Origin of the sequence: Aidingimonas lacisalsi (assembly GCF_008079445.1) — a bacterium.
Classification (GTDB): Bacteria; Pseudomonadota; Gammaproteobacteria; order Pseudomonadales; family Halomonadaceae; genus Aidingimonas; species Aidingimonas lacisalsi.
The window spans coordinates 469,336-494,688 of sequence record NZ_VRYH01000002.1 but is presented as its reverse complement, the minus strand read 5'-3'; the positions used below and the strand labels follow the sequence as shown (position 1 = coordinate 494,688).

The following is a 25,353-nucleotide window of genomic DNA, read 5'->3' as shown; positions in this document are numbered from 1 at the left end:
GGAGGTGTCCATGTGCCGACATTGGCCGCTATGTATCGCGCTGCTGTTTCCCGTACAGGCGCTGGCATTCGATCTCGACGACTTGCAAGACCGCCTGCACGACATCCCGGGGCTCGCAGGACAGTTCGAACAACAGCGCTATCTGGCCGACCTCGACACCCGACTAGACAGCCAAGGCCGGTTCCGTTACGTACGCGATGAACGCATCGTCTGGTCCATCGAATCGCCGGTAGAGGACCGTCTGGAGTTTACACCGGACTCCGTGTCGAACTTGGCTGACCAAGATAACAATGACACACGCGAAAACCAGGTCGCTTCGCTTTTCCTGCAACTACTGGAGGGCGACTGGCAAGCACTGGATGCGCACTTCGACCTTGACCTTAACGGCAACGCCAACCAGTGGCGCGTTACATTGACGCCCGATAGCGATGCTCTGCGAGGACGTATCGTCAGCATTGAACTGAAAGGTGCCGAGTTTCTGGAAAGACTCGAACTTCACGCAGCCAACGAGGACGTGCTACAGGTCGACTTCTCCCATCAGCACGTCATAGAGACGTCACATGCCGATGGTGATGAGGCAGGGCATGTCGACGACGCCTGAATACGATAAACGGGCTCGTCAGCTAGCTACCCTATGGCTATTGGTGCTCCTGGCATGTGCCATTGCCCTGGCATGGCAATTACGCGATGGCTTGCCGACCGACACCCGGCTTACCGCCATGTTGCCCGAAGACCGCCAATCCCCGCTGGTGGAGCAAGCCGCCAACCAGCTCAGCACAGGCTTCGAGGCGCGTTTCGTACTGGTGCTGTCGTCACCTGTCCTCAAGGAAGCTGCCACCGACTTGGCCCGGCGTCTCGAGAATGCTCGTCGTGGCGACCCGGACGACGGTAGGCCCTTGCTGGACCAGCTCGACTGGCGCCCCCAGGATCTGGCCGACGACGATCCACGCGAGTCGCTGGACCGGTATCGCTATCGTTTGTTGACTCCGGCCATTCGTGAGCAGATCGATAGTGGCGATACCCGCCAGCTCGTGACAACGGCCATGCGCGACCTATTCTCTCCCGCCGGCACGCCCCGACCGATAACCGATCCTTTCGGACTTCTCGATACCTGGCTGAATGAACGCAAGGGCAATCGCATGACGCCTCATGACGGCTTGCTCACCGTAACGGAGGATGGCCGTCGCCATGCGTTACTGATGGGCCGGCTGGCAAGTCACCCCTATGACCTGGAGGCACAGCGCGCACTCACCGATACCCTGCAAGCATTCAAGGACGAGCGACCCGACGCCAGCCTCATGCGTTCCGGGCTGATCTTTCATGCGGCCGCCGGTGCCGAACAAGCCAAGCGGGAAATCACGACCATCGGCCTGGGGGCGCTCTTCGGGCTGGTCACGATTCTGCTGGTCGTCTTCCGCTCGCCAAGGGTGCTATTGCATATGCTGCTGCCGCTGGGCGGTGGCTTGCTTTTCGCACTGCCCCTGACCCTGCTCATCTTCGACCGTTTGCACCTTCTGACCCTGGCCTTTGGCGCCAGCCTGATCGGGATCGCCATCGACTACGCACTCCATCTGCAATGCGACCGTGTCGCCCATGGGGCGCGTTTCCAGCTCAAACGACTATTACCGGGATTGGTGCTAGGCCTGGTATCCAGCCTGCTGGCCTACCTGGCCCAGGCCCTGACTCCCATGCCCGGTCTCCGACAAATGGCAGTGTTTGCCGCTCTTGGCCTGTTGGGTGCCTGGCTCACCGTGGTCTTGTGGTTGCCTCGCTTTGCTCTCCCTGGCCAGCCCCATGCCGCACGCTTGGCGGAATGGTTATGGCACTGGACGACACCGCGGCGACGGCTGTCACCGCGGGTCCTGATACTGGGTGGAGGACTCTTGGTCACGCTAGTCGCCACGACACTGACGGTCAATGACTCGCTGCAACTGCTGAACCCCTCCCCCCCCGCGCTGCTCGAAGAAGAGCAAGATGTGCAACGGTTGCTGGGGAGCGATACCGGCAATCGGTTTTTCCTCGTGAAAGCGTCGAGCGACAATGCGCTATTGACCCGCCTGGATGAGATAGGCGATACCCTGGATGCCTGGCGCGACAGCAACGATGCGCTGAATTACGACAGTCTGGCCAATAATGTACCGCCCCGCAGCCAACAACGAGCGGACCTACAGCGTGTACGCCAACTGTATGGCACACCTCTGGAAACGCTGGTGGCACAAGCGGGGCTACCTGAAGACACCATTGAGCGGGCCAGGGCATCGTTGCAGGACGCTCCTTTCCTGAGCATTCATGAGTGGCTGGCTTCTCCCCTGGGCGATCTCCAGCAACGCTTATGGCTCGGGAAAACGTCGGCGGGAGACATGGCCGCCACCCTGGTCATTACAGGGACGAATGGCTCGAACATGGATCAACGGCTGGCGACACTGGCCGATCGACACCCAGGCGTCACCTATGTGAATCGTGCCAAGCACCTATCGGGTCTGCTGGGGACATGGCGTCAACATATTGCTGGGTGGGTCGCCTTGGCCGTTGCGGGTCTGGTGCCGATCATGATCTGGCGTTATCGCCGTGATGCCTGGCGCGTGCTGACGCCGCCTCTGGGTGCCGTCCTTGGCGTGCTCTCCCTGTTCGCCGTATCAGGCATACCGCTCAATGTCTTTAGCCAGTTGGGGCTGCTGCTGGTTCTTGGCATTGGCCTGGACGCCGGTATCTTCACCGTGGAACACGCCCGCCGATCATCGACCTGGCTTGCCATCAGCCTGTCGACACTCAGCAGTATGCTCGCCTTCGGTCTATTGTCATTCAGCGCCACGCCTGCCCTGCACTACATGGGGCTAGCGTGCTTGACGGGGCTGGCTATTGTATGGCTACTGGTTCCTTGGAGTCGCCCCACGGCGACTGTCGCGATACGGGAGATATCCCATGCCGAATGAGTCTCCGCCCTCCGTCGATGCCGATGTCATAGTGATCGGTGCCGGTCCCGCAGGCGCCGCCGCTGCATCGCGACTTGCCCGTGACGGCCTGCATGTCGAGGTCCTGGAACGCAACCATTTCCCCCGCTTTGCCATCGGCGAAAGCCTGCTCCCTCAGTGCATGCTGCATCTGGACGAGTCGGGGTTGCTGGAGACGGTTCAGGCCGGCGGGTATCAGCACAAGAATGGCGCGGTCTTCTCGCGCAACGACAAGCAGACGGCCATCGATTTTCGTGACAAATTCAGCGCCGGCTGGGGAACGACCTATCAGGTCGAGCGTGCCGATTTCGATCATCGTCTGATACAAGCCGCCAGCAGCCACGGAGCACACGTCTCATTCGGCATGTCCGTCACCGATTTCCAACCCGACGATGAACGCCCTCGCTTGCGTGTCACCGATGACGACGGCCGGGAATCCCATCTGACGGCACGCTTCGTACTCGACGCCAGCGGCTACGGACGCGTGCTGGCACGGCTGCTGGCGTTGAGCCGTCATCCACGCATGGAGCCTCGCATGGCGTTATTCACCCATGTCGAGGACCATATCAACGATCCCGACTTCGATCGGGAGAAAATTCTCATCGGTGTGCACCCTGCCGATGACTCGGTCTGGTACTGGCTGATCCCGTTCGCCAATGGGCATTCATCGGTTGGTGTCGTCGGCGATATCGACACCTTGTCACGCGCTGGTAACGATGCCATGGAACGCTGGCATTACTGGATCTCTGCCGAACCGCGTTATCGCTCCTTGCTGAAGCGAGCACGTGTCATACGTCCCGTTGACGAGCTACAAGGCTATGCTGCCGATGTCGACCGACTGCATGGTCCCGGCTATGCGCTGCTTGGCAATGCCGGCGAATTTCTCGATCCGGTCTTTTCCTCCGGTGTCACCATCGCGCTGCGGTCGGCCAGCATGGCGGCTCCCCTGGTAGAGCGCCAATTGGAGGGTCAATGGGTCGACTGGCAGGCAGAGTTCGAGGAGCCGTTGCGACGCGGGATCGACACTTTTCGAGCCTTTGTGGATGCCTGGTACGATGGACGTCTACAGTCGATCATTTTCCATGGTTCCCACCCTCAGGAACTCAAGCGCATGATTAGCGCCGTACTCGCAGGCTATGCATGGGATAGCGACAACCCCTTCGTCACCTCACCCCAGAAACGTCTGACGACGCTTGCCGAACTCTGTGGTCATCACCCCTCGACAGCAGAGGGACGGGCATGAGATTGATCCGGCTTGTCCTGTATCGCATCATGCCTGCATTGATCGTCCTGACCGGGCTATCAGGATGCTCATCGAGCCCCACTATCTCACCGTCACCGGATTTCATGGCAGCACCGGTCACCGCCGATGCGATCACGCGCCGGCTAACGTTCACTCCGTACGACGACGTCAAGGCAAGCCGGACGCTGATCGGGGTGATAAGACTCGATGATGCGCAATTACGGGCGGCCCTCCTGACCCCCCAGGGACAGCGGTTGGTCACGTTGGTACACGACAGTGATATCAGCCGCTACGAGCCCGGCGATGTCCCCCGCGACGCCCTTGAGCAGGCATTGCCATTTCCGCCGGCATGGCTGGCCGCACGGCTTGAATGGAGTCTCTGGCCCACGGACGCACTGGACGCTGCTTTCAAGGGGAGCCCTTGGTCCATCCAGATAGAAGATGACACTCGGGTCATCCGTCATCGTGGCAAGACGATATCACGCATCACGCCGGCATCGACCTCTGCCGCTCGGCGTGACGCCGTCTTGCTCGATGATCGTCAGGGCCGCTATCGTCTCCACATCGAACCGCTCGAGGAAGCGTCCCCATGAGCGAACATGAGCGATCGGCGTCCATTGCATGTCGACTACACCCGCCAGCCATCGTATGCAGTCTTGGTGGGGACCGGGAGACGGTGGTCGAAGCTCTGTTCAGCGGTCGGCGAGGGCTGACCGACAGCGATGCATTCACCCCTGGGCGCTGTTTGCCAATCGGGCAAGTCACCGCTCCATTATCCGATGACAGCATCTGGCCACCCATGCATCGCAGCCGCAACAACCGGTTACTCGCTACGGCCCTGGCCCAGCTCGAAGAGCCATTGAATCGGGTTCTCAACCGTTACCCCCGATCACGCATAGGCACTGTCATCGGCACCAGCACCTCAGGCATCAGCGAAACCGAGCAGGCCCTGGCGATGGCCGGACGTCATGCACCCTTCCCACCCACGTTTCGTTATACCCAACAGGAACTCGGTGCCCCAGCACACTTCGTCGCCGAGAGCCTGGCGTTGACCGGCCCTGCTTACTCACTCTCCACGGCATGCAGTTCAAGTGCCCGTGCGTTGGCAAGTGCCAGGCGACTATTGCGCTCGGGAGAATGCGATGCCGTCATAGCGGGCGGCGCCGATACGCTGTGTCAGCTGACGGTCAAGGGGTTTGCCAGCCTTGAAGCGATCAGCGACCGCCCCAGCCTGCCGTTTTCCCTCAATCGAGACGGCATCAACCTCGGTGAGGCTGCCGCCCTGTTCGTCATGACGCGCGACGAGGGCGGCATCCAACTCGCCGGAAGCGGCGAGAGTGCCGATGCGTATCACGTTTCCGCTCCACGCCCCGATGGCAGTGGCGCTCATGCCGCCATGCAGGCCGCTCTGCGACAAGCCGGTCGTATGCCCGCAGACATCGACTATCTCAACCTGCATGGAACCGGAACTCACCATAATGATTTGATGGAAGCCAGAGCGGTCGCCGACCTGTTCGGCGCTGCCTGTCCCGCATGCAGTTCCACCAAGGGACTGACCGGTCATACCCTGGGCGCTGCCGGTGCCCTGGAAGCGGCGTTCTGCTGGCTGGCCCTGGAACACGGGCGTTATCCGCCCCATATCTATGATGGTCACTACGACCCAGAATTGCCCGAATTGCCGCTGATCACGGCCGCCCGCCCATGCCGGCCGACGCTTGCATTGAGCAACTCCTTTGCCTTCGGCGGCAACAATGCATCCCTGTTACTTGCGCGGACTGATTGACATGTCGACAACCGAGACATTGCCCTGTCCAATTGCGCCTTATGTGCCACAAAGCGCGACCATGTGCCTGCTTGAGAGCATCATGGCGGTGGACGAAAACAGCCTGCGCGCCACTGTCACTCCGACCCGCGACGACCCTTTCGCTACCGCAGACGGTATTCCCGCCTGGACAGGACTGGAATGGATGGCACAGGCCATTGCCGCCTGGGCCGGCTGGCATGCCAGCCATGCCAACCGGTTACCTGCCACCGGCCTGCTGATCGGTACCAAGCGCTTTGACACCGAGGTGGAATACTTTGCGCTTGATTCGACCCATGAGATCGATATCGGTCTCGATTTTCTGGCCGACAATGGTCTGGGAGAGTTTCATGGCGTCATTCACCATCCAGGGGGAGTGCCCATGGCCCGCGGCAAGCTGACGATATATCAATCCAGCCACGCTGTGTCGGCGGATGACTCTCCGGCTCATGAGGAGTCACCATGACCCATACCATTCTAGTGACAGGTTCAAGCCGTGGCATTGGCCGCTCCATCGCTTTGCGCCTGGCTCGCGACGGTTTCGACATCGTCCTGCATTGTCGCCGTCACCGAGAAGCCGCCGAGACCGTGGCTACGGAGATTCGTCAACTCGGCAGAGAGGTGCGCATTCTATGCTTCGATGTCACGGACCGTGATGCCGCGAGGCGTCAGCTAGAAAACGACATTGCGGAACACGGCGCCTACTATGGCATCGTCTGCAATGCGGGAATCACGGCTGACGGAGCCTTTCCCGCACTGACCGACGACGACTGGGACAGTGTCATCCATACCAACCTCGACGGTTTCTACAATGTCGTCAAACCATTGACGATGCCGATGATACGCCGGCGAGCCCCCGGGCGAATCATCGTCATGTCATCGGTGTCCGGGTTGATGGGCAATCGTGGTCAAGTCAATTACAGTGCCGCCAAAGCCGGTTTGATCGGCGCCGTCAAGGCATTGGCGATCGAACTCGCCAAACGCCGCATTACCGTCAATGCCGTCGCTCCCGGTCTCATCGAAACCGACATGACCGCAGATGCGCTCACGAAGGATGCGCTGAAGATGATTCCGATGCAGCGAAGTGGGTACAGTGAAGAGGTCGCTGCCACGGTGAGCTTTCTATGTTCCCATGATGCCGGGTACATCACTCGCCAAGTGATCGCGGTCAATGGTGGCTTGTGCTGAAACACGACCTGTATCTACTCGTCGCCCAACTATCTGCCGAGACATCCGCTCGAAACGTCTCGTCATTGGGGCGTGAGCTACTGACTCATCTCGCCGCCCGGCAAGGGGTGAGCTGTCATGTCGATGGCTGGTCACCGCGTGGCAATGGACCACCTCGTCACCCGGGTCTTCCAGCCTCATTGTACCCCAGTCTGAGCCATCGTGATGGTCGCGTCGTTGCAGGCCTAGCCACTTGCCCTGTGGGACTGGATCTGGAACACCTGCGTGAACGTCACAGGCGTCGACTAGCAGCAATGATCGATGCGCTGCCTGAGCCCGAGGTAAAGCATGCCATTCATGCATCCGTCGCCCCGCTTATGGCATTCTATCGCGCCTGGAGTTGGTACGAAGCCCTCTTCAAGCTCGAGACACAACACGGAGCACGTCCTGCCAACATCCTGGCTACGCGTCTGGCACGCCTCGACGATACCGACCGGTATGGTTGGCTATGGCAAGCCGATGGCTGGACACTGGCCTTGACAGCGAGCACGGCTCAGCTTGCGATTCATACACTACCGTATCTTCGGCTCCATCAATATCGTCGAGCTCGTGACGGGCTCGCTCTGAATGCAGAATAGGATATGATTGCCTCCATGGAACGCGCCGGCATACCAACCCCACGTCCTCACAGGATGCGACTCGCTTTCAGTCTCCTGATGCTAGGCGTCTCCCCCTCGGCCTGGTCAGACCTCGAGGCCATACAACAGAAACTGGCTGAACCCCATGCATTACAGGGCACGTTCGAGCAGCGCCACTGGCTGACCCATCAAGAGACGCGGCTGCACAGTGAAGGCGACTTCCTGTATTTCCGCGACCAATACATCATCTGGCACTATCAGACGCCCATGGAAGCGACGTTGACCTTCCAGACGGCTGTCATGTCCGTTCCCAGAGTGACATCGGCCAACGATGGGGATTCCAGCAAACCGGATGATGGCCGTGGCGATACTCTGAAAGAGTTGCTACCGGGACGTATCGAACTGGAACGGTATCTAGTGGCGCTCCTGGGCGGAAATTGGCAAGTACTGCGAGGCAATTTCACGATCGACATGAAAGGGGAAATGGATGACTGGGAAGTCATGCTGACACCTAGCGCCCCGCCACTGGAAACTTACCTCAGTACCATCACGCTAAGCGGCGGAGACTACCTTGAGCAATTGAGCTTCAACGCGGCCAATGGTGATGAACTCGCCATCAGCCTGATCGATGTGACGCCCATCATCGACAACGAAGTGGCATCTTTTCTAGTCGACTGGTTCGATCTGACCGAAGACCTGATCGAAGAGAGTGGGTCGGAATCCAACGGTGATGACGAAGAAGCGAAAGTCATTGCCGAAGAGGTCGATCCAGAGGACACCACGCTGAGCGATGACGACGATGATGATGAGGAAGACGATGACTGAAATTAAGCAAAATTAAAGTGCAACGGTAGTCCGCCGATAACTTCCCCACGGTTGATGTCTTTTTATCTCACGAGGAACGCCCCATGACCTCCCCTATTGCTGCACTCATCATCTTGGCCATTGCCGCTGGCTTGGGGCTCGGTGGTGCCGGCATCGTGATGAGTGATCTGCAATGGCCGTTATCGACCGCCCAGTTGGTGCCCCTGGGGTTGTTCAGCCTGACGACATTGCTCATGACCGGCTTGCTACTGCTGATCAGCCTGCTGATCGCCGGGCTACGCACTCAGCAACGAGCGATCGTCGCAGGGCTGGAAGCGCAAAGCCGTCAGCTCCGGGCCGCCGAAACCGCGCAACTCATGGAGCGCTTCGTCCACCAGGCCGAGGCATTGCTCGACAAGGAAAGCCTCGACCCAAACAAGCGTAGCGTCCTGCGCTGCCTGGCCATCGACGCTCTGCGTGGCAACACAGGTCGCGGCGACCCCAATATCGGACGTCTTGCCAGATTGTTCGAATGGCTGGCCAGCGAGGCCGACCTGCATCGCAACGACGAAGCGCGTATGCGACTGATCGATCCTGTCTTACGTCAATATGCCGAAATCGCCGAACAGCTCTGTCATGTCGGTGAAGGCAATCCCGATCGTCTATCCGCCTTCCTCCGACATCAACCTCGTTCCTCCACACTTCAGGACGAGACAGACTGAGCCGGCCACTATCGACCGATACCGTCATCCGAAACCGCCGTCGTTACGGTAATCTCGACCAGCAACTCATCGGCGGGCATCGGGGCGACCACACAGGTCCGTGCCGGCGCATGTCCAGTCGGCACCCATTCATCCCAGACCGCATTCATCGCCGCGAAGTCTTCGCCGTGTTTGAGATATAGCGTGGCGGAAAGCAACTGCTCACGGTCGGCGCCGATCTCCTTGAGCAATCCATCGACACGGGCCAGCATGCTGCGTGTCTGCTCCGTAATATCGCCGTAGCGTGCCTCCGGTCCGGCGACCTGACCACATAGATAAGCGACCCCATTGTGAATCACGGCACGGCTCATACGTGCTTTGGTGTCGTGTCTGACAATCGTCATGCGTCGTCTCCCGCCATGGCGCTCACTGCGCACAGTCGATACATTTCAATACCGAAGGGTCCCATGCCAGACGTCTGGCACCGATCCATTCGCCACACTCGATGCATTCTCCGAAGCACTCGTCGTCGATACGCTGCAGCGCTCCGTGGATACGACGCAGCGTATTCTGTCGCCGACGCTCTTCCTCCTGTGCCATGGCTTGTGCCTGCATGGCATCCATTCGCGACAGACGCCCTACCGAGGTCTGGTCGAGTACCACGGTATCACGTGAAGACTGTGACGACTCGCTCTCGGCCTGTAGACGCTCTCGCTCTTCGAGCAAGCGGGAGCGCATCTCGTCGATGTCGAGTTCCGGGTGATTCAAGGCCACTCTCCGCAGATGGGTCGGGTCTATTTCTTCCTATTGCTTGAAATGGTAGCACGTGGCGTCCCAAATAAGGGACCTCGATGGCCAAAGGCAACTCACCTCGACATGCGTTTCAAGGTTCCCGCCTAAGTCATCCGCCAGTTTCAAGACGATCCATCGCCGCTCATCACCGTGCATACGCTCGAGAAAGAAGACCAACAAACAGTTGATCGACGACGTGAAAAACCCACGGCATAAAGCCGTGGGGAATAGTCGAAACAGTTTTTCCATCTTCGTGAGATATAGCTAGCTAGGCGCTGTCTGGAAAGTCGGCGAGCGAAGGACAGACAAGGCAAAAATCGGCGAAAGCGCGGAGTTTACGCGTTGTAAATGAGCATCTTGAGCCGATTTTTAACCCCGTATGGGCAAGCGCAGGCACTTGTCAGACAATGCCTAGAACCAGACTTCAGTTTGTACACCGAATGTCCATTCATCGCCGATGAAGTCCTCGTTACCGAAAGAGTCATTGGCACTGTACTCATTCAACTCATCACTCCAGTCTTTCCAGGAAGCATACAGCCGGATCTCGGGACGCTGCCAGAAACCGCCTATCTCGGGCTTGAATGTTGGGGCAATCGTCAGACTTGAATAGTCACCTGATACGGGATTGCGACCATCGTAACCATTGGGATCCAGATCCATGTATTGATAACTGGCCTCATACTGCATCTCGAAATTCTCGGTGACTTCATTCGCCAAGCGAATATTCAGACCTGCCCATTGGTAATCATCGCCTTCGGCAAAGCGATCATCGCTGACTTCGGCAAGAATTGATGGAGCCATTCGCCATGCAGGAGCAATATAAGTGGTGCCATACAGAGCCAGGCGCGTTGCGGTAGCGTCATCGGTAAGATTGCCGTTACTACCGATACTTTTTACTTCGGCCCCTAGACCTTGTCCATGTAAAAGCGCTGCTTTGAAACTGCCATCTGACAAGCCGAAGAAACTATTGCCATGATAAGCAAGCATGGCATGGCCGCCTTTCTCCGCTGCTGTCTGGTTTGCCTCTATATCGCGCTCATCGTTATCATTGGCTGACATCGCATTCAGCATCAGTTGCCAGTTACCAAAGTAATTATTCGATGTAATAATGAGGTTGTCGGTACTGGCGGTATCATCACCGGGATTTTCCCGATTCACCACCTCGAAATCGCTGAAGCTGCGACCGTAGAGAGAAAGATTCGATGTCCATCCATCAGCAAATTTCATATCGTAAATACCTGCACCGGTTCCGGAGAGGAAAACGACATCACTATCCAGCCAATGAATATCGAAATTATCACGATCGAAACGCTTTCCTGCCCAAATGGATGCGTCCTCGAAAACGCCGGTAAAGCTCGGTAAATCGCTGAATTCCGCATAGACCTGCCGAACATTGAGGTCCGACTCATCCGCCGTCCAGTCGTTGCTGGTTGTTACTCCATCAGCAATCATCGTGGTGTACTTGGCCTTGGCTCCATTATCGTATTGTTGGCGATAATTAAGGATCGCCTCGGCATAGGTGTCGGTCTCGTTGCCCAAACGGCCAACGGCACCCCCCAGATTGCCGGCTGGTGTGACATAGGGGCCACCTTCAGCACTTTTACCCTGATCATTGAGCAGCAGGCCGGAACGTGCGTACGCATTGAAAGAGAATCCCTCTTCGCCGCTCGCCTGCCGCTCTACCTTCTCTAAACGCTCCCTGACCTCACCGGACATGAGTCGCTCTTGCGTTGCTTTCTCCGCCAGTTCGGCACGCTCTTCGGCAATATCCGCACGCCTCTCTGCCGCTTCGATCCTTTCCTCCAACTCTGCCAGTCGCTGTTCCAGGTTCGTCGCGTCAGCATTCGCCGAGCTAGCCATAGCCAAACCAGCAGAAGCGATAGCAACAGCGAGCGGCGTTTTCAACTTGACAGCATTCATTGTCATGCGCGTCCTTTGTTGTTGTTGCAGTGTGTCGTCTTAGCCATAGGGTGAATGGCTCCAATATCCGCATACCGCAGAGGCATCGAGGTAATGTAGCCATGGATCGAAACTTAATCGATTAAGAACAAACAAACAAAAAGAAATCCGTAAATTTACAACTAATGTCTAGGATTCCTGGGGTTTCACCGCATCATTACGTGATAAAACTACATAGCATGATGTTTCACATGCCCGAAGACGTGCCAACCCACCGATGTCGTCGACCCTTGTGAGGCTTCCGACACGCCGGGATAGATAGGAAAGGGATAGATAGGAAATGACTCGCGCAATCGCCAATCATGCGTAAGTCCGGCTCACCCAGCACACATCCGCCTCATGAGTAGGGCCCAGCCAATCTTGTACCAGGGCTACTACGAAAGTCGTGGTTGAAGTCCGTGCCCAGCAACGGCTAACTGTATAAACACTGATCTTAATCGTTTAAGAAACTGATTGGATACTCTCTCTCCAGCAACCGACAACAACAATCGACGAGGAAACCGCCATGCTCAAAAAGCCATTGATCATTATCGCCCCCCTGGCCGCTGCTGCCACCGTCCTCACCAGCCCAGCCCAAGCTGCTGACCTGACCATTTCATGTGGCGCCGTCGGTGCCGAGCTCGAACTTTGTGAGCAAGGCGTCGCCACGTGGGAAGACGCAACCGGTCATAAGGTCGACATTGTCTCGACACCCAACTCCTCCACCGAGCGATTGTCCCTTTATCAGCAAATCTTGTCTGCTAACTCCAGTGACATCGATATCATGCAGATCGACGTCGTCTGGCCGGGCTTACTCGCCAGCCATCTGCTCGACCTGCGAACCGTACTAGGGGATGACGCAGCTGATGGGCACTTCGATGCCATAATCGAGAACAATACCGTCAGCGGCAAGTTGGTGGCCATGCCCTGGTTCACCGACGCCGGTGTGCTTTATTACCGCAAGGATCTACTCAAGAAATATGACCATCGACCGCCGGAAACCTGGGAGCAATTGACCGAGATCGCAGGCGAGATACAGATCGCCGAACGTGAAGCTGGCAACGAAGACATGTGGGGATTCGTCTTCCAGGGGCGAGCCTACGAAGGACTGACCACCAATGCGCTTGAATGGGTCGCCAGTCATGGTGGAGGCACCATCGTCGATGATGACGGCAAGGTCACCATCAACAACCAGGAAGCCGTCACGGCGCTTGACCTCGCCGCCACCTGGGTAGGCGACATCACTCCGGAAGGCGCACTCAACTATACCGAAGAAGAAGCCCGCGGCATTTTCCAGTCGGGCAATGCCGTCTTCATGCGCAATTGGCCCTATGCCTGGTCCTTGGCTCAAAGCGAGGACAGCGCTGTTCGGGACAAGGTCGGTGTGGTCAAGTTGCCCCATGGCGACGGCGGTGAGAGTGCGGCTACTCTAGGCGGCTGGAACCTGGCTGTGTCGAAATACAGCGAGAACCCCGAGCTCGCTGCCGAACTGGTTGCTTTCCTGACTAGCACGACCGAACAGAAACGGCGTGCTATCGAAGGCTCCTATAACCCGACACTCGAGGCACTCTATGAAGATGAGGAGGTGCTCGAGGCAGTGCCCTTCTTCGGCGCACTCTACGATACGTTCACCAATGCCGTAGCCCGTCCCTCCGCTGTCACCGGAGAAGCTTATGGAAGGGTCTCCAATGCCTTCTTCAATGCCACTCATAGTGTACTGTCCGGCGACATGAAGGCCGAGGACGCGCTCTCCCAGTTGCAAGGCCAACTGCGTCGTTTCGAGCGCCGCTGGTAAAGGTCATGGAGCCCAACATGCCAACAACCCTTAGCGAATCCGGTGCATTCCGCGGAACGCGCCCTTATCGAGGCACTCAGGTCCGTCGTCAGCGCGTTCGCGCCGCCTGGACGTTTCTCGCCCCCATGCTTATCGTCCTGGCACTGGTCGCCGGGTGGCCACTACTACGTACCTTCTACTTCAGCCTGACCGACAGCACCTTGTCGACTCTGGGAACGGCCAGTTTCATCGGCTTGGAAAACTACCTGGTTTACGACAATGGACAATGGTATGGCCTGCTGACCGATCCTTTATGGTGGCAATCGGTATGGAACACACTGTTCTTCGCCAGCGTATCAGTATCGCTGGAACTGGTCTTCGGCGTCATCGTCGCCCTGGTCCTCGATGCCGAATTCAAGGGCCGCATTCTGGTGCGAGCTGCCGTGCTGATTCCTTGGGCAATCCCCACCATCGTCTCAGCAAAAATGTGGACCTGGATGCTCAATGACCAGTTTGGCATCATCAACGAGTTGTTGATGACACTGAGTATCATCGACTCCCCAATCCCATGGACAGCGAGCGCGACCTTTTCCATGTGGGCCGTCATCATGGTCGACGTATGGAAAACCATTCCCTTTGTCGCTTTGCTAGCACTTGCCGCATTGCAGATGCTGCCCAAGGATTGCTACGAGGCTGCCGAGGTCGATGGTATTCATCCCGTCAAAGTATTCTTTCGAGTCACTTTGCCACTGATCACCCCGGCCCTGATGGTCGCGGTCATTTTTCGTCTGCTCGATGCCCTGCGCGTGTTCGATGTCATCTATGTATTGACCTCCAATGCCTCGAACACCATGACCATGTCGATCTATGCCCGCCAGCAACTCGTCGAGTTTCAGGATGTCGGTTATGGCAGTGCCGCCTCGACCCTGCTGTTCCTGATCATCGCCCTGGCCACCATTGCCTACCTCTATGTGGGACGTAATCAATTGCAACTGGGGGGTGACACATGAATTCACGCCAAGTCAACGCACTCCTCAAACGAACGGGATTCTGGCTACTGATTACCGTGATCCTGATCTATGCCTTATTTCCGTTCTACTACGCCGTCATCACCTCACTGAAACCTTCCAGTGAACTTTTTCGGGTCGATTTCTGGTTAACAAGCCTGGATTTTTCCAACTATGCCCAAATTCTGACCGAAAGGAGCTTTGTTCGCGCCATCGCCAACTCCATTCTGGTATCGGTGAGTGTGGTGTTCATCGCCCTGCTGCTCGGCATCACGGCTTCGTATGCGCTGGGTCGTGTGCGCTTTCGTGGCCGCTCTACCGTCCTGCTGGTCATTCTCGGTGTGTCGATGTTTCCCCAAGTGGCAGTGCTCTCCGGCCTGTTCGAGGTCATTCGTGCGCTCAACCTCTACAACAATCCGGCCGGGCTGATACTGAGCTATACCATCTTCACCCTGCCGTTCACCGTCTGGGTGCTGACCACCTTCATGCGCCAGCTTCCCATGGAGCTGGAAGAAGCCGCGATCATGGACGGCGCCACCCCGTGGGTCACCATCACCCGAGTTTTCTTGCCACTGATGTGGCCGGCCATGGCGACCACGGGCCTGCTGGCTTTCATCGCCGCCTGGAATGAGTTCCTGTTCGCCTTGACCTTCACACTCTCCGACAGTCAACGAACCGTGCCTGTGGCCATCGCGCTGATCTCCGGTGGTAGCCAGCACGAACTGCCCTGGGGGCCGATCATGGCGGCTTCGGTAACTGTCACTGTGCCTCTGGTGGTGCTGGTGATGATCTTCCAGAAACGCATCGTTTCCGGCCTCACCGCCGGTGCGGTCAAGGGCTGATGGCTATGGGCAAGGATTATCGCAATCAAGAACTGTAGACAGGCCACCGGTCAACAAAGCCCCGAGACCTGAATTCCAGTCGCGTTCAATAGACTCAAGGATCCTTTTCAATGCAAGACAGTACCTTCTGGTGGCGTGGTGGCGTCATCTATCAGATCTATCCACGCAGCTTCATGGACGCCAACGGCGACGGCATCGGCGACCTGGCGGGCATCACCGAAAAGCTCGACTATGTCGCCTCGCTGGGCGTGGACGGCATCTGGCTATCGCCCTTCTTCACCTCGCCGATGCTCGACTTCGGCTACGACGTCAGCGACTATCGTGACGTCGACCCGATGTTCGGCACGCTTGATGACTTCAAGACACTATTGTCACGGGCCCATGCACTGGGGCTAAAGGTAATCATCGATCAGGTGATCAGTCACTCATCGAATATCCACCCCTGGTTCCAGGAGAGCCGCCGTGACCGTCACAATACCAAAGCCGATTGGTACGTTTGGGCCGATCCCAAACCGGATGGCACGCCTCCCAACAATTGGCTATCAATCTTCGGTGGACCCGCCTGGACCTTCGAACCGCGGCGTCGCCAGTACTACCTGCACAATTTTCTAAGCAGCCAGCCGGATCTCAATTTCCATAACCTCGAGGTCCGTCAGGCTCAACTCGACAACATGCGTTTCTGGTTGGAACTTGGCGTCGACGGCTTTCGTCTCGATACCGTCAACTTCTATTTCCACGACCAGGCGCTACGCGATAACCCACCGGTATCCGCAGGCGAACCCAAAACGCTGGGTGCCCCCGATAGTAATCCCTATACTTGGCAACGGCATCGCTACGATATCAGTCGTCCGGAAAATCTCGACTTCCTTCGTGACCTGAGGGCGTTGATGGATGAGTTTCCCGGGAGCACCACGGTGGGAGAAATCGGTGATGATCATCCACTGGAACGCATGGCGGAGTACACCGCCGGTGGCGACAAACTTCACATGGCCTATACTTTTGATCTGCTCAATGCGCCCCATTCACCAGCCTACATCCATGAAGTGCTGGAACGGTTCCAGCGTTTGGCGGGTGATGCCTGGCCGTGTTGGGCACTGTCAAATCACGATGTCGTGCGCAGCGCCACACGTTGGGGAGCAGAAGACGACCCCGTCGCTTATCCCAAGGTCGCTCTAGCCCTGCTGTTCTCGCTGCGAGGAAGCATCTGTCTCTATCAGGGCGAGGAACTTGGCCTGCCCGAGGCGGACGTCCCCTTCGAATATATCCAGGATCCCTACGGTAAAGTGCTCTGGCCTGAATTCAAAGGTCGTGACGGCTGCCGTACTCCCATGCCCTGGCGTGACTCCCCTCAGGCCGGTTTCACGTGCGATCAACCCTGGCTGCCAATAGACGCGCACCACCGCCCCCTGGCCGTTGATCAGCAACAGGATGACCAGGATTCGGTGCTTAACAGCGTCCGGCGCCTGCTGAGATTTCGGCGCAGACATCCGGCCTTATTCGATGGAGAGCTCGAACTTATCGACGTCGGAGAGCAGTTACTGGGCTTCCTGCGTCGGCACGAGTCGGAACGGATCCTGTGCCTGTTCAACTTGAGCAGCGAACCCCAGATGACGCAGCTTCCTCTGCCAGTCAGCAAAGCGCTGGAAGGACATGGGTTTGCAATGACCCTGAATGAGCGGCATCTGACACTGCCGCCCTATCAGGCAGCTTTCTTCCAGACCCATTGACCTCGACTGGGACAACAACAAGCCGGCCCAGAGCGGTATCAGCCGCGACCTGCCGGCAAGGAGTCACGACAATGGCAAGCGTTACCCTGCACAAGATCAACAAGGTCTTTGGCCACGATCACATCATCGAGGACGTCGATCTCGACATCGGCGACGGTGAATTCGTCGTTTTCGTCGGACCCTCCGGTTGTGGCAAATCCACCTTGCTACGATTGACGGCCGGACTCGAGTCCATCACTGATGGGAAACTGTGTATCGGCGAACAGGTCGTCAACGACCTCCCACCCCGAGAACGTGGCGTAGGCATGGTATTCCAATCGTATGCCCTCTACCCACACATGACGGTCTATGAAAACATGGCGTTTGGTCTGAAGCTGGCCAAGGCGGCCAATGAAACGATCGATGAACGTGTCATGGCGACGGCACGCATTCTTCAGCTTGAAGATCTGTTGCATCGCAAGCCCAAGGAACTCTCTGGCGGTCAGCGTCAGCGCGTGGCAATGGGGCGGGCCATGGCACGTGAACCTCGCATCCTACTGTTCGATGAGCCACTCTCGAACCTCGACGCCTCGCTGCGGGTCCAGATGCGCAACGAAATAGCCCGGCTGCATCAGCGTCTGGGCTCTACCGTGATCTACGTGACTCATGATCAGGTGGAAGCCATGACACTCGCTGACAAGATCGTGGTACTCCGTAACGGACACGTGGAACAGGTCGGCAGCCCTCAAGAACTGTATCAACGCCCGGCAACGAAATTCGTGGCCGGTTTCATTGGTTCACCCACCATGAATTTCATGCCTGCCGACCTGCTTTCCGGCAATAGCGAGGGTTGTCAGGTACGGGTCCCTGGGCTCGGCGTCCTGGCCCTTCCGCAGGATGTCAGTCACCTCACCGAAGGTGACCGACTGTCACTGGGAGTACGCCCCGAGCATCTACGTCTGAAAGAAGCCCATGGCGATAATGCATTCGACATCGTCAATGTCGAATACCTGGGCAATGAAGTTTACGTCTACCTGGAACCCAAAGCTGGCGACACACTGCTGGTTCACCGCACCGACGCACCCAGTCATTGGCAGGTCGGTCAATCGGTCGCCCTGGTGCAGGATCAGGACCATGTTCATCTTTTCGATGGCAATGATAACGCGCTGACCTGTCATGGTCAGCGTCAGGCGGCCTGACCGGATGTTTATCTCAAGCACAAGAAACACGGAGACAGCCAACATGCCCGCCCTCGAGCCAATGCCCTTGTGACTCGCGGGAACCACTTTGGCCGTGACTCAGATTCAAACGGAGTCGCTCGCCATTGTCTGCAGCCCGGCAATGTCGCCAAAGGCGACTTCCCTGCGCGGGGGGAAAGCAATACCGTTGACGGGCGTCCGGCGGCAATGCCTTGGCTCACCCGGTACCGGTTCGCTGTACTCCCGCGAAGTCTGGCTCGCTGGCTATGATTACAAGGTTCCGAAGACATGACATATATCCCGTTTCTGGCAGTGAATCGGACTGTCCAGATGCATCACAAGCCGGTATCCTAGGGCCCGAATATAATAGCAGGATAGCCTAGTGCCCCCTTCACGCCGTATGACACTCAAGGATCTCGCTGCCGAATTGGGCGTTTCCACTGCCAGTGTCTCTAACGCCTTTAACCGTCCGGATCAACTGTCCCCGACGCTGCGTGAAAGGATTCTCAACGAAGCCAAACGGCTAGGCTACGCCGGCCCCGATGCCAAAGCACGAAGTCTCCGTACGGGACGTTCACGGATCATCGCCGTCATTCTGGCCGAAAGCCTCACTTACAGTCTCAATGATGCCGTCGCCAGCGAATTGCTCTCGGGCATTGCCGAAGTTCTCGATGCCCATGGTCACACCATGTTGCTATTATCCGGGCGTCAGCACGGTGCTGGAACACATGGCTCCACCAATATGGCCGACGGCTATATTGTTTACGGCCTGATGCCCAACATGGCGATGCTGTCGGATTTGCCTGCCCAGAACCCGTTGGTAGCCGTCGATTTCGATATCAAGCATTGCCCCGCCATACATATCGATAACGAACCAGCCAGTTATTCGATAGCGCAACATGCACTCATGGTACCGCCAAAACGGCCCGCCATTATCAACCTTCGATTGACCAAACAGCCTTGTAATGGTCGTATCACTGCTGAGCATGACTTGTTCTCCGCACATCACACCATTACCCGGTCTCGATTGATGGGCTTTCATCGCGCATTCAAGGAATGCGATATCGATCCGGCTTCGGTCCCCATGTGGAATGTCGAAGAGAATACTCACGAGGTTTGCGCTCCAGTGATCGCAGACATTCTCGATCAACCGGAAGAACATCGACCGGACCTCCTGCTCTGCATGTCCGACCGGATTGCCCTGACCACCCTGACCCTGGCTGAACAACGGGGCCTACGGATCCCACAGGATTTGCGTCTGACCGGTTTTGATGGTATCGCCGAGGGACAATACCGGGCACCACGGTTGACAACGGTCCGTCAGGATAGCACCGAAAAAGGTCGCCTGGCCGCCAAGATGATACTGGGACTGTCCCCAAAGGAACAAACGTGCCTGGCAACGGAACTACTGATCGGCGCAAGCTGCCCGTGATCACAACAGCCGCCCGATAATAGCCAATCAGTCAGTCGGCTCGATAAAGGAAGTCGGACGACCAGTATGTGTCAGCGTCAGCCGATGCATGGCGCGGGGCTCGACGGGCATCAGATCATAGTTATCTGGATTGCAATCTTGCGCTCACCTTCCCAGGCCACCTGCTTTCCATGTTGCTTGCTGGGTAGGGAACGGTGAGAAATTGAACTACCTCAACAGCAACACCGGCACACTGGCATTACGCATCATGCTCGTCGTCGTGCTGCCCACGAGCAGGTGGCGAATGCGAGAATGGCCATAGGCCCCCATCACCAGCAGGTCGATATCCTGCTCCACTTGATAGTCGCGCAGCGTTTCCTCGACGTCACCGGCGCGAATCACTCCTTCGGTATCCAGCCCCGCATCACTCAGCGTCGACAGTGCCCAATCGAGTTGGGAACGATGATCGCCGGTATCCGCTCCCACGATCACCACGTGGCAGGTAATCCCTTTGAACAACGGACTGTTGGCGATCATTTCCACGCCTTTACGGGTCGTCTTGCTACCGTCGAAGGCGATCAAGGCTCGTTTAGGTGTCGTGTAGGTATCCGGCACCATCAGGATCGGCCTATGCAGGGTGCGTACCACCCGTTCGAGGTTGGAGCCCAGGTGTTCGCTGGCCTGATGCGCCGTCTCACCGCGCTTGCCCAACACCAGCAGGCGAGTCTCATTTTCCAGTTCGACGAGCGTTTCCACCAGGGTGCCATTGCGCTGACGAACGACCGGTTCCGCTATGCCGTCTTCGACGGCCCGCTCTTTCGCTGCCTTGAGCATCAGCCGTCCCTGTTCCTGCGCGACCTTGGCACGTTTTTCGTCCAGTTGGGACAGTTCCTCGAGCAGATGTTCCCGGGCACCCAGCCCGATATTGCCCGACAGATCGGCTTCAGCGGTTTGAGGGTGATTATCCACCACATGCAGAAAGGTCAGCGGTACCTCGAGCGCGAGACTGGCCCAGGCGGCATAGTCACATACCCCTTCGGAAAATTGGGAGCCGTCGATGGCGGCCATTACCTGATCTGTCATTTGTCGTTCCTGAAGCTGGCATTGGTCGGCAATCGCAGGCCACGATGACCGATTCGGAGAAGTGCTTTCCCACACTTCGTCGTTGCTGCACCCGTTTCTACACTATCCCGCCGTGCCATCACAGTCGACAGACGGGCACAGGTATCGGGTCAATGACCGCCCATCAATTTGTCGACGGCCTCGGGATCATCATGCACCGCATAGCGATCGACGATCGTGGCGCTGGCCTCATTGAGACCGACCAACTCCACTTCCGTGCCTTCACGCCGGAATTTTATCACGACCCTGTCGAGCGCCTGCACGGCGGTGATGTCCCAGAAATGCGCACGCGACAGATCGATCGTGACCTTTTCCACGGTTTCCTTGAAATCGAAGGCATCCATGAAGCGTTCCGATGACGCGAAGAATACCTGACCGACCACTCGATACGTACGATGAGAGCCCGGATCGACTTCTTCTGACCCCACATACAGGATGTTGCCAACCTTGTTGGCGAAGAACATCGCCGCCAGCAGGACGCCCACGAACACACCGATCGCCAGATTATGCGTTACGACGACAACGACGACAGTCGCCAGCATGACGATATTGGTACTCATCGGATGCTTCTTCAGGTCACGCAGCGACGACCAACTGAACGTACCGATGGAGACCATGATCATCACCGCCACCAACGCCGCCATGGGGATCTGCGACACCCAGTCGGCCAGGAAGACGACCATCAGTAGCAGCGTGATGCCCGCAACCAGAGTGGATAAACGCCGGCGTCCACCGGATTTGATGTTGATCACCGACTGCCCGATCATCGCACAACCCGCCATACCGCCCATCAAGCCAGCACCGATATTGGCGATCCCCTGACCCTTGCATTCACGGTTCTTGTCGCTCGGCGTGTCGGTGAGGTCATCGACGATCGTGGCCGTCATCATCGACTCGAGCAGCCCCACGACGGTAAGCATGACCGAGGTGGGCAGGATGATCATCAGCGTTTCAAGCGTGAGCGGTACTTGCGGCCACAAGAAGACCGGCAGAGAATCCGGCAATTCCCCCATATCGCCCACCGAGCGTATATCCATGCCCGTCGTCATGTATACGATGGTCAAGACCACGATGCAGACCAACGGCGAAGGTATGCTCTTGCCGATCACCGGCACATAGGGAAACAGGTAAATGATGGCCAGACCTGCCGCAGTCATGGCATAGACATGCCATGTGACGCCGGTGAGCTCGGGCAACTGAGCCATGAAGATCAGAATGGCTAGGGCATTGACGAACCCCGTCACCACCGAACGCGATACGAAGCGCATCAGATCCGCCAGACGCAAATAGCCGGCAACGATCTGCAGGACCCCGGTCAATAGCGTGGCGGCCAATAGATATTCCAAGCCATGATCGCGCACCAGCGTCACCATGAGCAGCGCCATGGCACCGGTCGCCGCTGATATCATACCGGATCGCCCACCGGTGAACGCGATGACCACCGCAATACAGAACGAGGCGTACAGACCGACCTTGGGGTCGACGCCGGCAATGATGGAGAAGGCGATGGCTTCGGGAATCAATGCCAGCGCGACAACGATACCGGCGAGCGAATCGCCCTTGAGATTGGATAACCAACTGTGTTTGAAGGATTCGATCATGCATACATCCCGTCGTGGAGTGGCAGCAACCTGCCCACGGCGGGGTGGAACCCAAAGCCCAGGAGGCTCCAGGTTGCGACTTTCGTCGTAAAGAATCGCGCAGGGAGCGCGCGATTCTATCAGCAATCGTACCGCCCTGCACCGATGACTTGGCTATGGCGATACGCGTGTATGGTGCCGCTTACTGATCCGAGCTCCCGTTTCCTTTGGGCGCGGAGCCGCCGACGGAAGCCCCCATGTGCTTGAAGGCTTCCAGTAGATCCAGAGGCAGTGGCATCACGATGGTAGACGAATTCTTGTTGCTCATGTCACTCATGGTCTGCAAGTAGCGCAACTGCAAGGCTGCCGAGTTTTCGGACATCACGTTGGCGGCCTCGACGAGCTTCTTGGAGGCCTGCAACTCACCCTCGGCATGAATCACCTTGGCACGACGCTCGCGCTCCGCTTCCGCTTGCCGGGCAATGGCGCGGATCATGCTTTCATCGAGGTCGACATGCTTGATCTCCACATTGGCGACCTTGATGCCCCAGGATTCTGCGGAAGAATCGATGATCTCCTGGATATCGTCGTTCAGCTTGTCACGTTCGGAGAGCATTTCATCGAGATCGTGTTTACCCAGCACCGAACGCAGGGTCGTCTGTGCCAACTGGCTCGTCGCATTGATGAAATGCTCGACCTGGATGATGGCCTTTTCCGGATCGACGACCCGGAAATAGAGCACCGCATTGACTTTCACAGTGACGTTATCCTGGGAAATGACATCCTGCTCGGGCACATCCATGGTAATCACACGCAGGTCGACCACCTGCATCTTCTGTATGAACGGAATGACGATCACCAGCCCTGGACCCTTCACTTTCTGAAAACGTCCGAGAAAGAACACCACACCGCGCTTGTATTCCGGCAGGATACGGATCGATGCCGCCAACAGCATGACCAGTAGCACCACCGGTACGAGATAGGAAAACATCATGGAAGATCTCCTTGGCTGGACTATGAGGTTGCGAAACTCATGCTGAATGTTGTGCCGGGTGTTGATCACCTGACGGCACGACCGTCACTGTCAGACCATCGATAGCTGTGACGACGACATCATCGCCACGTCGAAGGGCCGTGTCGGCACGTGCGGTCCAGATCTCGCCATGCAACCGCACTTTGCCCTTGTTGTCATGAAAATCCTCGATCACCACCGCAGGAGAGCCGATCAACTCTTCCTGCCCGGTGCGGGGTCGCCGTTTTCGCAGCCCCATGAAACGGGTCAGCGTCCACAGCATGAGCCCTGCCGCCAACAAGGCTACGCCTGCGATCATGGGGAGCGAAATCGAGAGGTTGTCTGCATCCATGAGTATCACCGAACCGATTACGAAAGCGGCTATGCCCCCGACGCCGAGCACCCCGAAGCTCGGCATCAGGGCCTCGCCGACGATCATCACCAGCCCCGCCAGGATCAACGCGAGGCCGGCATAATTGATAGGTAGCACCTGAAACGCGAATAGCGCCAGCAACAAGCAGATGATGCCAATGGTGCCGGGTACCAGAGCCCCCGGATTGGCCAGCTCGAAAATGATCCCGTAGAACCCGATGATCATCAGGAAGTAAGCAACATTCGGGTTGGTGATCAACGACAGCAGTTCAGTGCGCCAGTCCGGATCGAAGCGCTCGAGCGACAGCCCCTCGGTCGCCAATTCGCGCTCTCCGCCATCCATGACCACGGTGCGTCCATCGATATCGGACAGCAACGTCGTCACGTCACTGGCCACGACCTCGACGACATCACGCTCCAACGCTTCGTTGGCGGTCAGATTGACTGCTTCGCGAACGGCCTGCTCGGCCCAGTCGGCATTACGGTCATGCCGCTCGGCCAAGCTGCGAATGTACGACACGGCATCTTCGAGCACCTTGCGCTCCATCGCCGTATCACCGCGGCGCCTTTCCTCCTGAGCGTCACCTTCCTCCACTGCCGCGTCACCATCGGTGTCAGCCTCATCACTCGCTTCCGAGTCTGCTTCGTCAGCGGCACTCGTCTCCTCGTCGGACTCGTCCTGGCCGCCCAACCCCGGCAGCCCCCCACCACCGATTTGTACGGGCGTTGCCGAGCCAAGATGTGTCGCCGGTGCCATCGCGGCAACATGGCTGCCATACAGCAGGTAGGTTCCCGCACTCGCGGCTCTCGCACCGCTGGGTGAGACATACATGACCACCGGCACGTCGGAGGCCAGCATGTCACTGATCATTTCGCGCATGGAAGCATCGAGCCCGCCCGGCGTATCGAGTTGCACGACGATCAACTCGGCATCCGTTGCCTCTGCCTTGTCCAGGCCGCGCTGGAAATAGTCATAAGTTGCCGGGCCGATGGCACCATCGATGGTCATGATCAGGGCAACGCGCTGCTGCTCCTCGGCGTGCACATGCCATAACGACGCTGCCCCCAACAGCAAACACAGCAGGCTGAACAAGCCGATGACCCTGTGCCACGTGACCCCTGGCATCACCTTCATGACCTTGCCTCCGAAGATGGCCCTTGCTGGTTGAGAACGGACGATGAAGGAATCGTTCCCCCTATTGGCAAGTTAACAGCGTTATACCGGGAAGGAAATCGTGCGTTATGCTCCACGACATTGATAGTGATCGTAGGCAGATCGGGTGTACGTTAGAC

23 protein-coding genes are annotated in these 25,353 nt (G+C 57.6%); 16 read left to right on the top strand and 7 right to left on the bottom strand.

Annotation, left to right across the window (positions count from 1 at the left end; genetic code table 11):
* Positions 1–10: 10 nt before the first annotated feature.
* The 10 genes from FVV99_RS05530 to FVV99_RS05485 all read left to right on the top strand — a co-directional run bounded on the left by FVV99_RS05530 (position 11) and on the right by FVV99_RS05485 (position 9,326).
* Positions 11–601 carry a LolA family protein gene (locus tag FVV99_RS05530; RefSeq protein WP_148253028.1) on the top strand — a complete coding sequence of 197 codons (591 nt, stop codon included), beginning with the start codon at positions 11–13 and terminating at the stop codon, positions 599–601.
* Positions 585–2,933 (top strand): MMPL family transporter, encoded by a 2,349-nt coding sequence (locus FVV99_RS05525; RefSeq protein WP_148253027.1) that lies wholly within the window; start codon positions 585–587, stop codon positions 2,931–2,933. Before FVV99_RS05530 ends, FVV99_RS05525 begins: the two co-directional genes overlap by 17 nt.
* Positions 2,923–4,194, top strand: coding sequence for an NAD(P)/FAD-dependent oxidoreductase (locus FVV99_RS05520; protein WP_148253026.1), 1,272 nt, complete (start codon positions 2,923–2,925; stop codon positions 4,192–4,194). The genes FVV99_RS05525 and FVV99_RS05520 overlap by 11 nt, the downstream gene beginning before the upstream one ends.
* Entirely contained in the window at positions 4,191–4,787 is a 597-nt protein-coding gene (locus FVV99_RS05515) for a DUF3261 domain-containing protein (protein ID WP_148253025.1), read from the top strand. The genes FVV99_RS05520 and FVV99_RS05515 overlap by 4 nt, the downstream gene beginning before the upstream one ends.
* Positions 4,784–5,977 carry a beta-ketoacyl-ACP synthase gene (locus tag FVV99_RS05510; RefSeq protein WP_148253024.1) on the top strand — a complete coding sequence of 398 codons (1,194 nt, stop codon included), beginning with the start codon at positions 4,784–4,786 and terminating at the stop codon, positions 5,975–5,977. Before FVV99_RS05515 ends, FVV99_RS05510 begins: the two co-directional genes overlap by 4 nt.
* On the top strand, positions 5,946–6,461 hold the full coding sequence (locus FVV99_RS05505; RefSeq protein ID WP_407921332.1) for an ApeP family dehydratase: 516 nt from the start codon (positions 5,946–5,948) through the stop codon (positions 6,459–6,461). Before FVV99_RS05510 ends, FVV99_RS05505 begins: the two co-directional genes overlap by 32 nt.
* Positions 6,458–7,183 carry a 3-oxoacyl-ACP reductase FabG gene (gene fabG / locus FVV99_RS05500; protein ID WP_148253022.1) on the top strand — a complete coding sequence of 242 codons (726 nt, stop codon included), beginning with the start codon at positions 6,458–6,460 and terminating at the stop codon, positions 7,181–7,183. Before FVV99_RS05505 ends, fabG begins: the two co-directional genes overlap by 4 nt.
* Positions 7,177–7,800, top strand: coding sequence for a 4'-phosphopantetheinyl transferase family protein (locus FVV99_RS05495; protein ID WP_148253021.1), 624 nt, complete (start codon positions 7,177–7,179; stop codon positions 7,798–7,800). Before fabG ends, FVV99_RS05495 begins: the two co-directional genes overlap by 7 nt.
* Positions 7,801–7,815: 15 nt before the next feature.
* Complete coding sequence (locus FVV99_RS05490) at positions 7,816–8,625, top strand: LolA family protein (protein ID WP_148253020.1); 810 nt, start codon at positions 7,816–7,818, stop codon at positions 8,623–8,625.
* Between the two features lie 83 nt (positions 8,626–8,708).
* Positions 8,709–9,326: a hypothetical protein gene (locus FVV99_RS05485; protein WP_148253019.1), complete on the top strand. Its 618-nt coding sequence runs from the start codon at positions 8,709–8,711 to the stop codon at positions 9,324–9,326.
* 8 nt (positions 9,327–9,334) lie between these two features.
* Here FVV99_RS05485 and FVV99_RS05480 read toward each other — a convergent pair whose 3' ends face one another.
* The 3 genes from FVV99_RS05480 to FVV99_RS05470 form a co-directional block, all read right to left on the bottom strand.
* Positions 9,335–9,709: a RidA family protein gene (locus FVV99_RS05480; protein WP_148253018.1), complete on the bottom strand. Its 375-nt coding sequence runs from the start codon at positions 9,707–9,709 to the stop codon at positions 9,335–9,337.
* 22 nt (positions 9,710–9,731) lie between these two features.
* Positions 9,732–10,079, bottom strand: a complete 348-nt coding sequence (locus FVV99_RS05475) for a TraR/DksA family transcriptional regulator (protein WP_236645309.1) — start codon at positions 10,077–10,079, stop codon at positions 9,732–9,734.
* 429 nt (positions 10,080–10,508) lie between these two features.
* A complete protein-coding gene (locus FVV99_RS05470; protein WP_148253016.1) occupies positions 10,509–12,017 on the bottom strand; it encodes a carbohydrate porin in 1,509 nt (502 codons plus the stop codon).
* 544 nt (positions 12,018–12,561) lie between these two features.
* Here FVV99_RS05470 and FVV99_RS05465 point away from each other — a divergent pair.
* The 6 genes from FVV99_RS05465 (at position 12,562) to FVV99_RS05440 (ending at position 19,995) form a co-directional block, all read left to right on the top strand.
* A complete protein-coding gene (locus FVV99_RS05465) occupies positions 12,562–13,830 on the top strand; it encodes an ABC transporter substrate-binding protein (RefSeq protein WP_148253015.1) in 1,269 nt (422 codons plus the stop codon).
* Positions 13,831–13,847: 17 nt separating this feature from the next.
* Positions 13,848–14,819: a carbohydrate ABC transporter permease gene (locus tag FVV99_RS05460; protein ID WP_148253014.1), complete on the top strand. Its 972-nt coding sequence runs from the start codon at positions 13,848–13,850 to the stop codon at positions 14,817–14,819.
* Complete coding sequence (locus FVV99_RS05455) at positions 14,816–15,658, top strand: carbohydrate ABC transporter permease (protein WP_148253013.1); 843 nt, start codon at positions 14,816–14,818, stop codon at positions 15,656–15,658. Before FVV99_RS05460 ends, FVV99_RS05455 begins: the two co-directional genes overlap by 4 nt.
* Before the next feature lie 110 nt (positions 15,659–15,768).
* Positions 15,769–17,385, top strand: a complete 1,617-nt coding sequence (locus FVV99_RS05450) for an alpha-glucosidase family protein (protein ID WP_148253012.1) — start codon at positions 15,769–15,771, stop codon at positions 17,383–17,385.
* 71 nt (positions 17,386–17,456) lie between these two features.
* The gene (locus FVV99_RS05445; protein ID WP_148253011.1) at positions 17,457–18,563 is read left to right on the top strand and encodes an ABC transporter ATP-binding protein; all 1,107 of its coding nucleotides are present in this window, start codon (positions 17,457–17,459) and stop codon (positions 18,561–18,563) included.
* A 382-nt stretch (positions 18,564–18,945) separates the two neighbouring features.
* Positions 18,946–19,995 (top strand): LacI family DNA-binding transcriptional regulator, encoded by a 1,050-nt coding sequence (locus tag FVV99_RS05440; RefSeq protein ID WP_236645308.1) that lies wholly within the window; start codon positions 18,946–18,948, stop codon positions 19,993–19,995.
* 207 nt (positions 19,996–20,202) lie between these two features.
* On the opposite strand, the gene FVV99_RS05435 is transcribed toward FVV99_RS05440, so the two are convergent.
* The 4 genes from FVV99_RS05435 to FVV99_RS05420 all read right to left on the bottom strand — a co-directional run bounded on the left by FVV99_RS05435 (position 20,203) and on the right by FVV99_RS05420 (position 25,195).
* On the bottom strand, positions 20,203–21,057 hold the full coding sequence (locus tag FVV99_RS05435) for a universal stress protein (protein ID WP_148253010.1): 855 nt from the start codon (positions 21,055–21,057) through the stop codon (positions 20,203–20,205).
* A gap of 149 nt (positions 21,058–21,206) precedes the next feature.
* Positions 21,207–22,697 (bottom strand): SulP family inorganic anion transporter, encoded by a 1,491-nt coding sequence (locus FVV99_RS05430; RefSeq protein ID WP_148253009.1) that lies wholly within the window; start codon positions 22,695–22,697, stop codon positions 21,207–21,209.
* Between the two features lie 181 nt (positions 22,698–22,878).
* Entirely contained in the window at positions 22,879–23,670 is a 792-nt protein-coding gene (locus tag FVV99_RS05425; protein WP_148253008.1) for a slipin family protein, read from the bottom strand.
* A 37-nt stretch (positions 23,671–23,707) separates the two neighbouring features.
* The gene (locus FVV99_RS05420) at positions 23,708–25,195 is read right to left on the bottom strand and encodes an NfeD family protein (RefSeq protein WP_236645307.1); all 1,488 of its coding nucleotides are present in this window, start codon (positions 25,193–25,195) and stop codon (positions 23,708–23,710) included.
* Between the last annotated feature and the right edge of the window lie 158 nt (positions 25,196–25,353).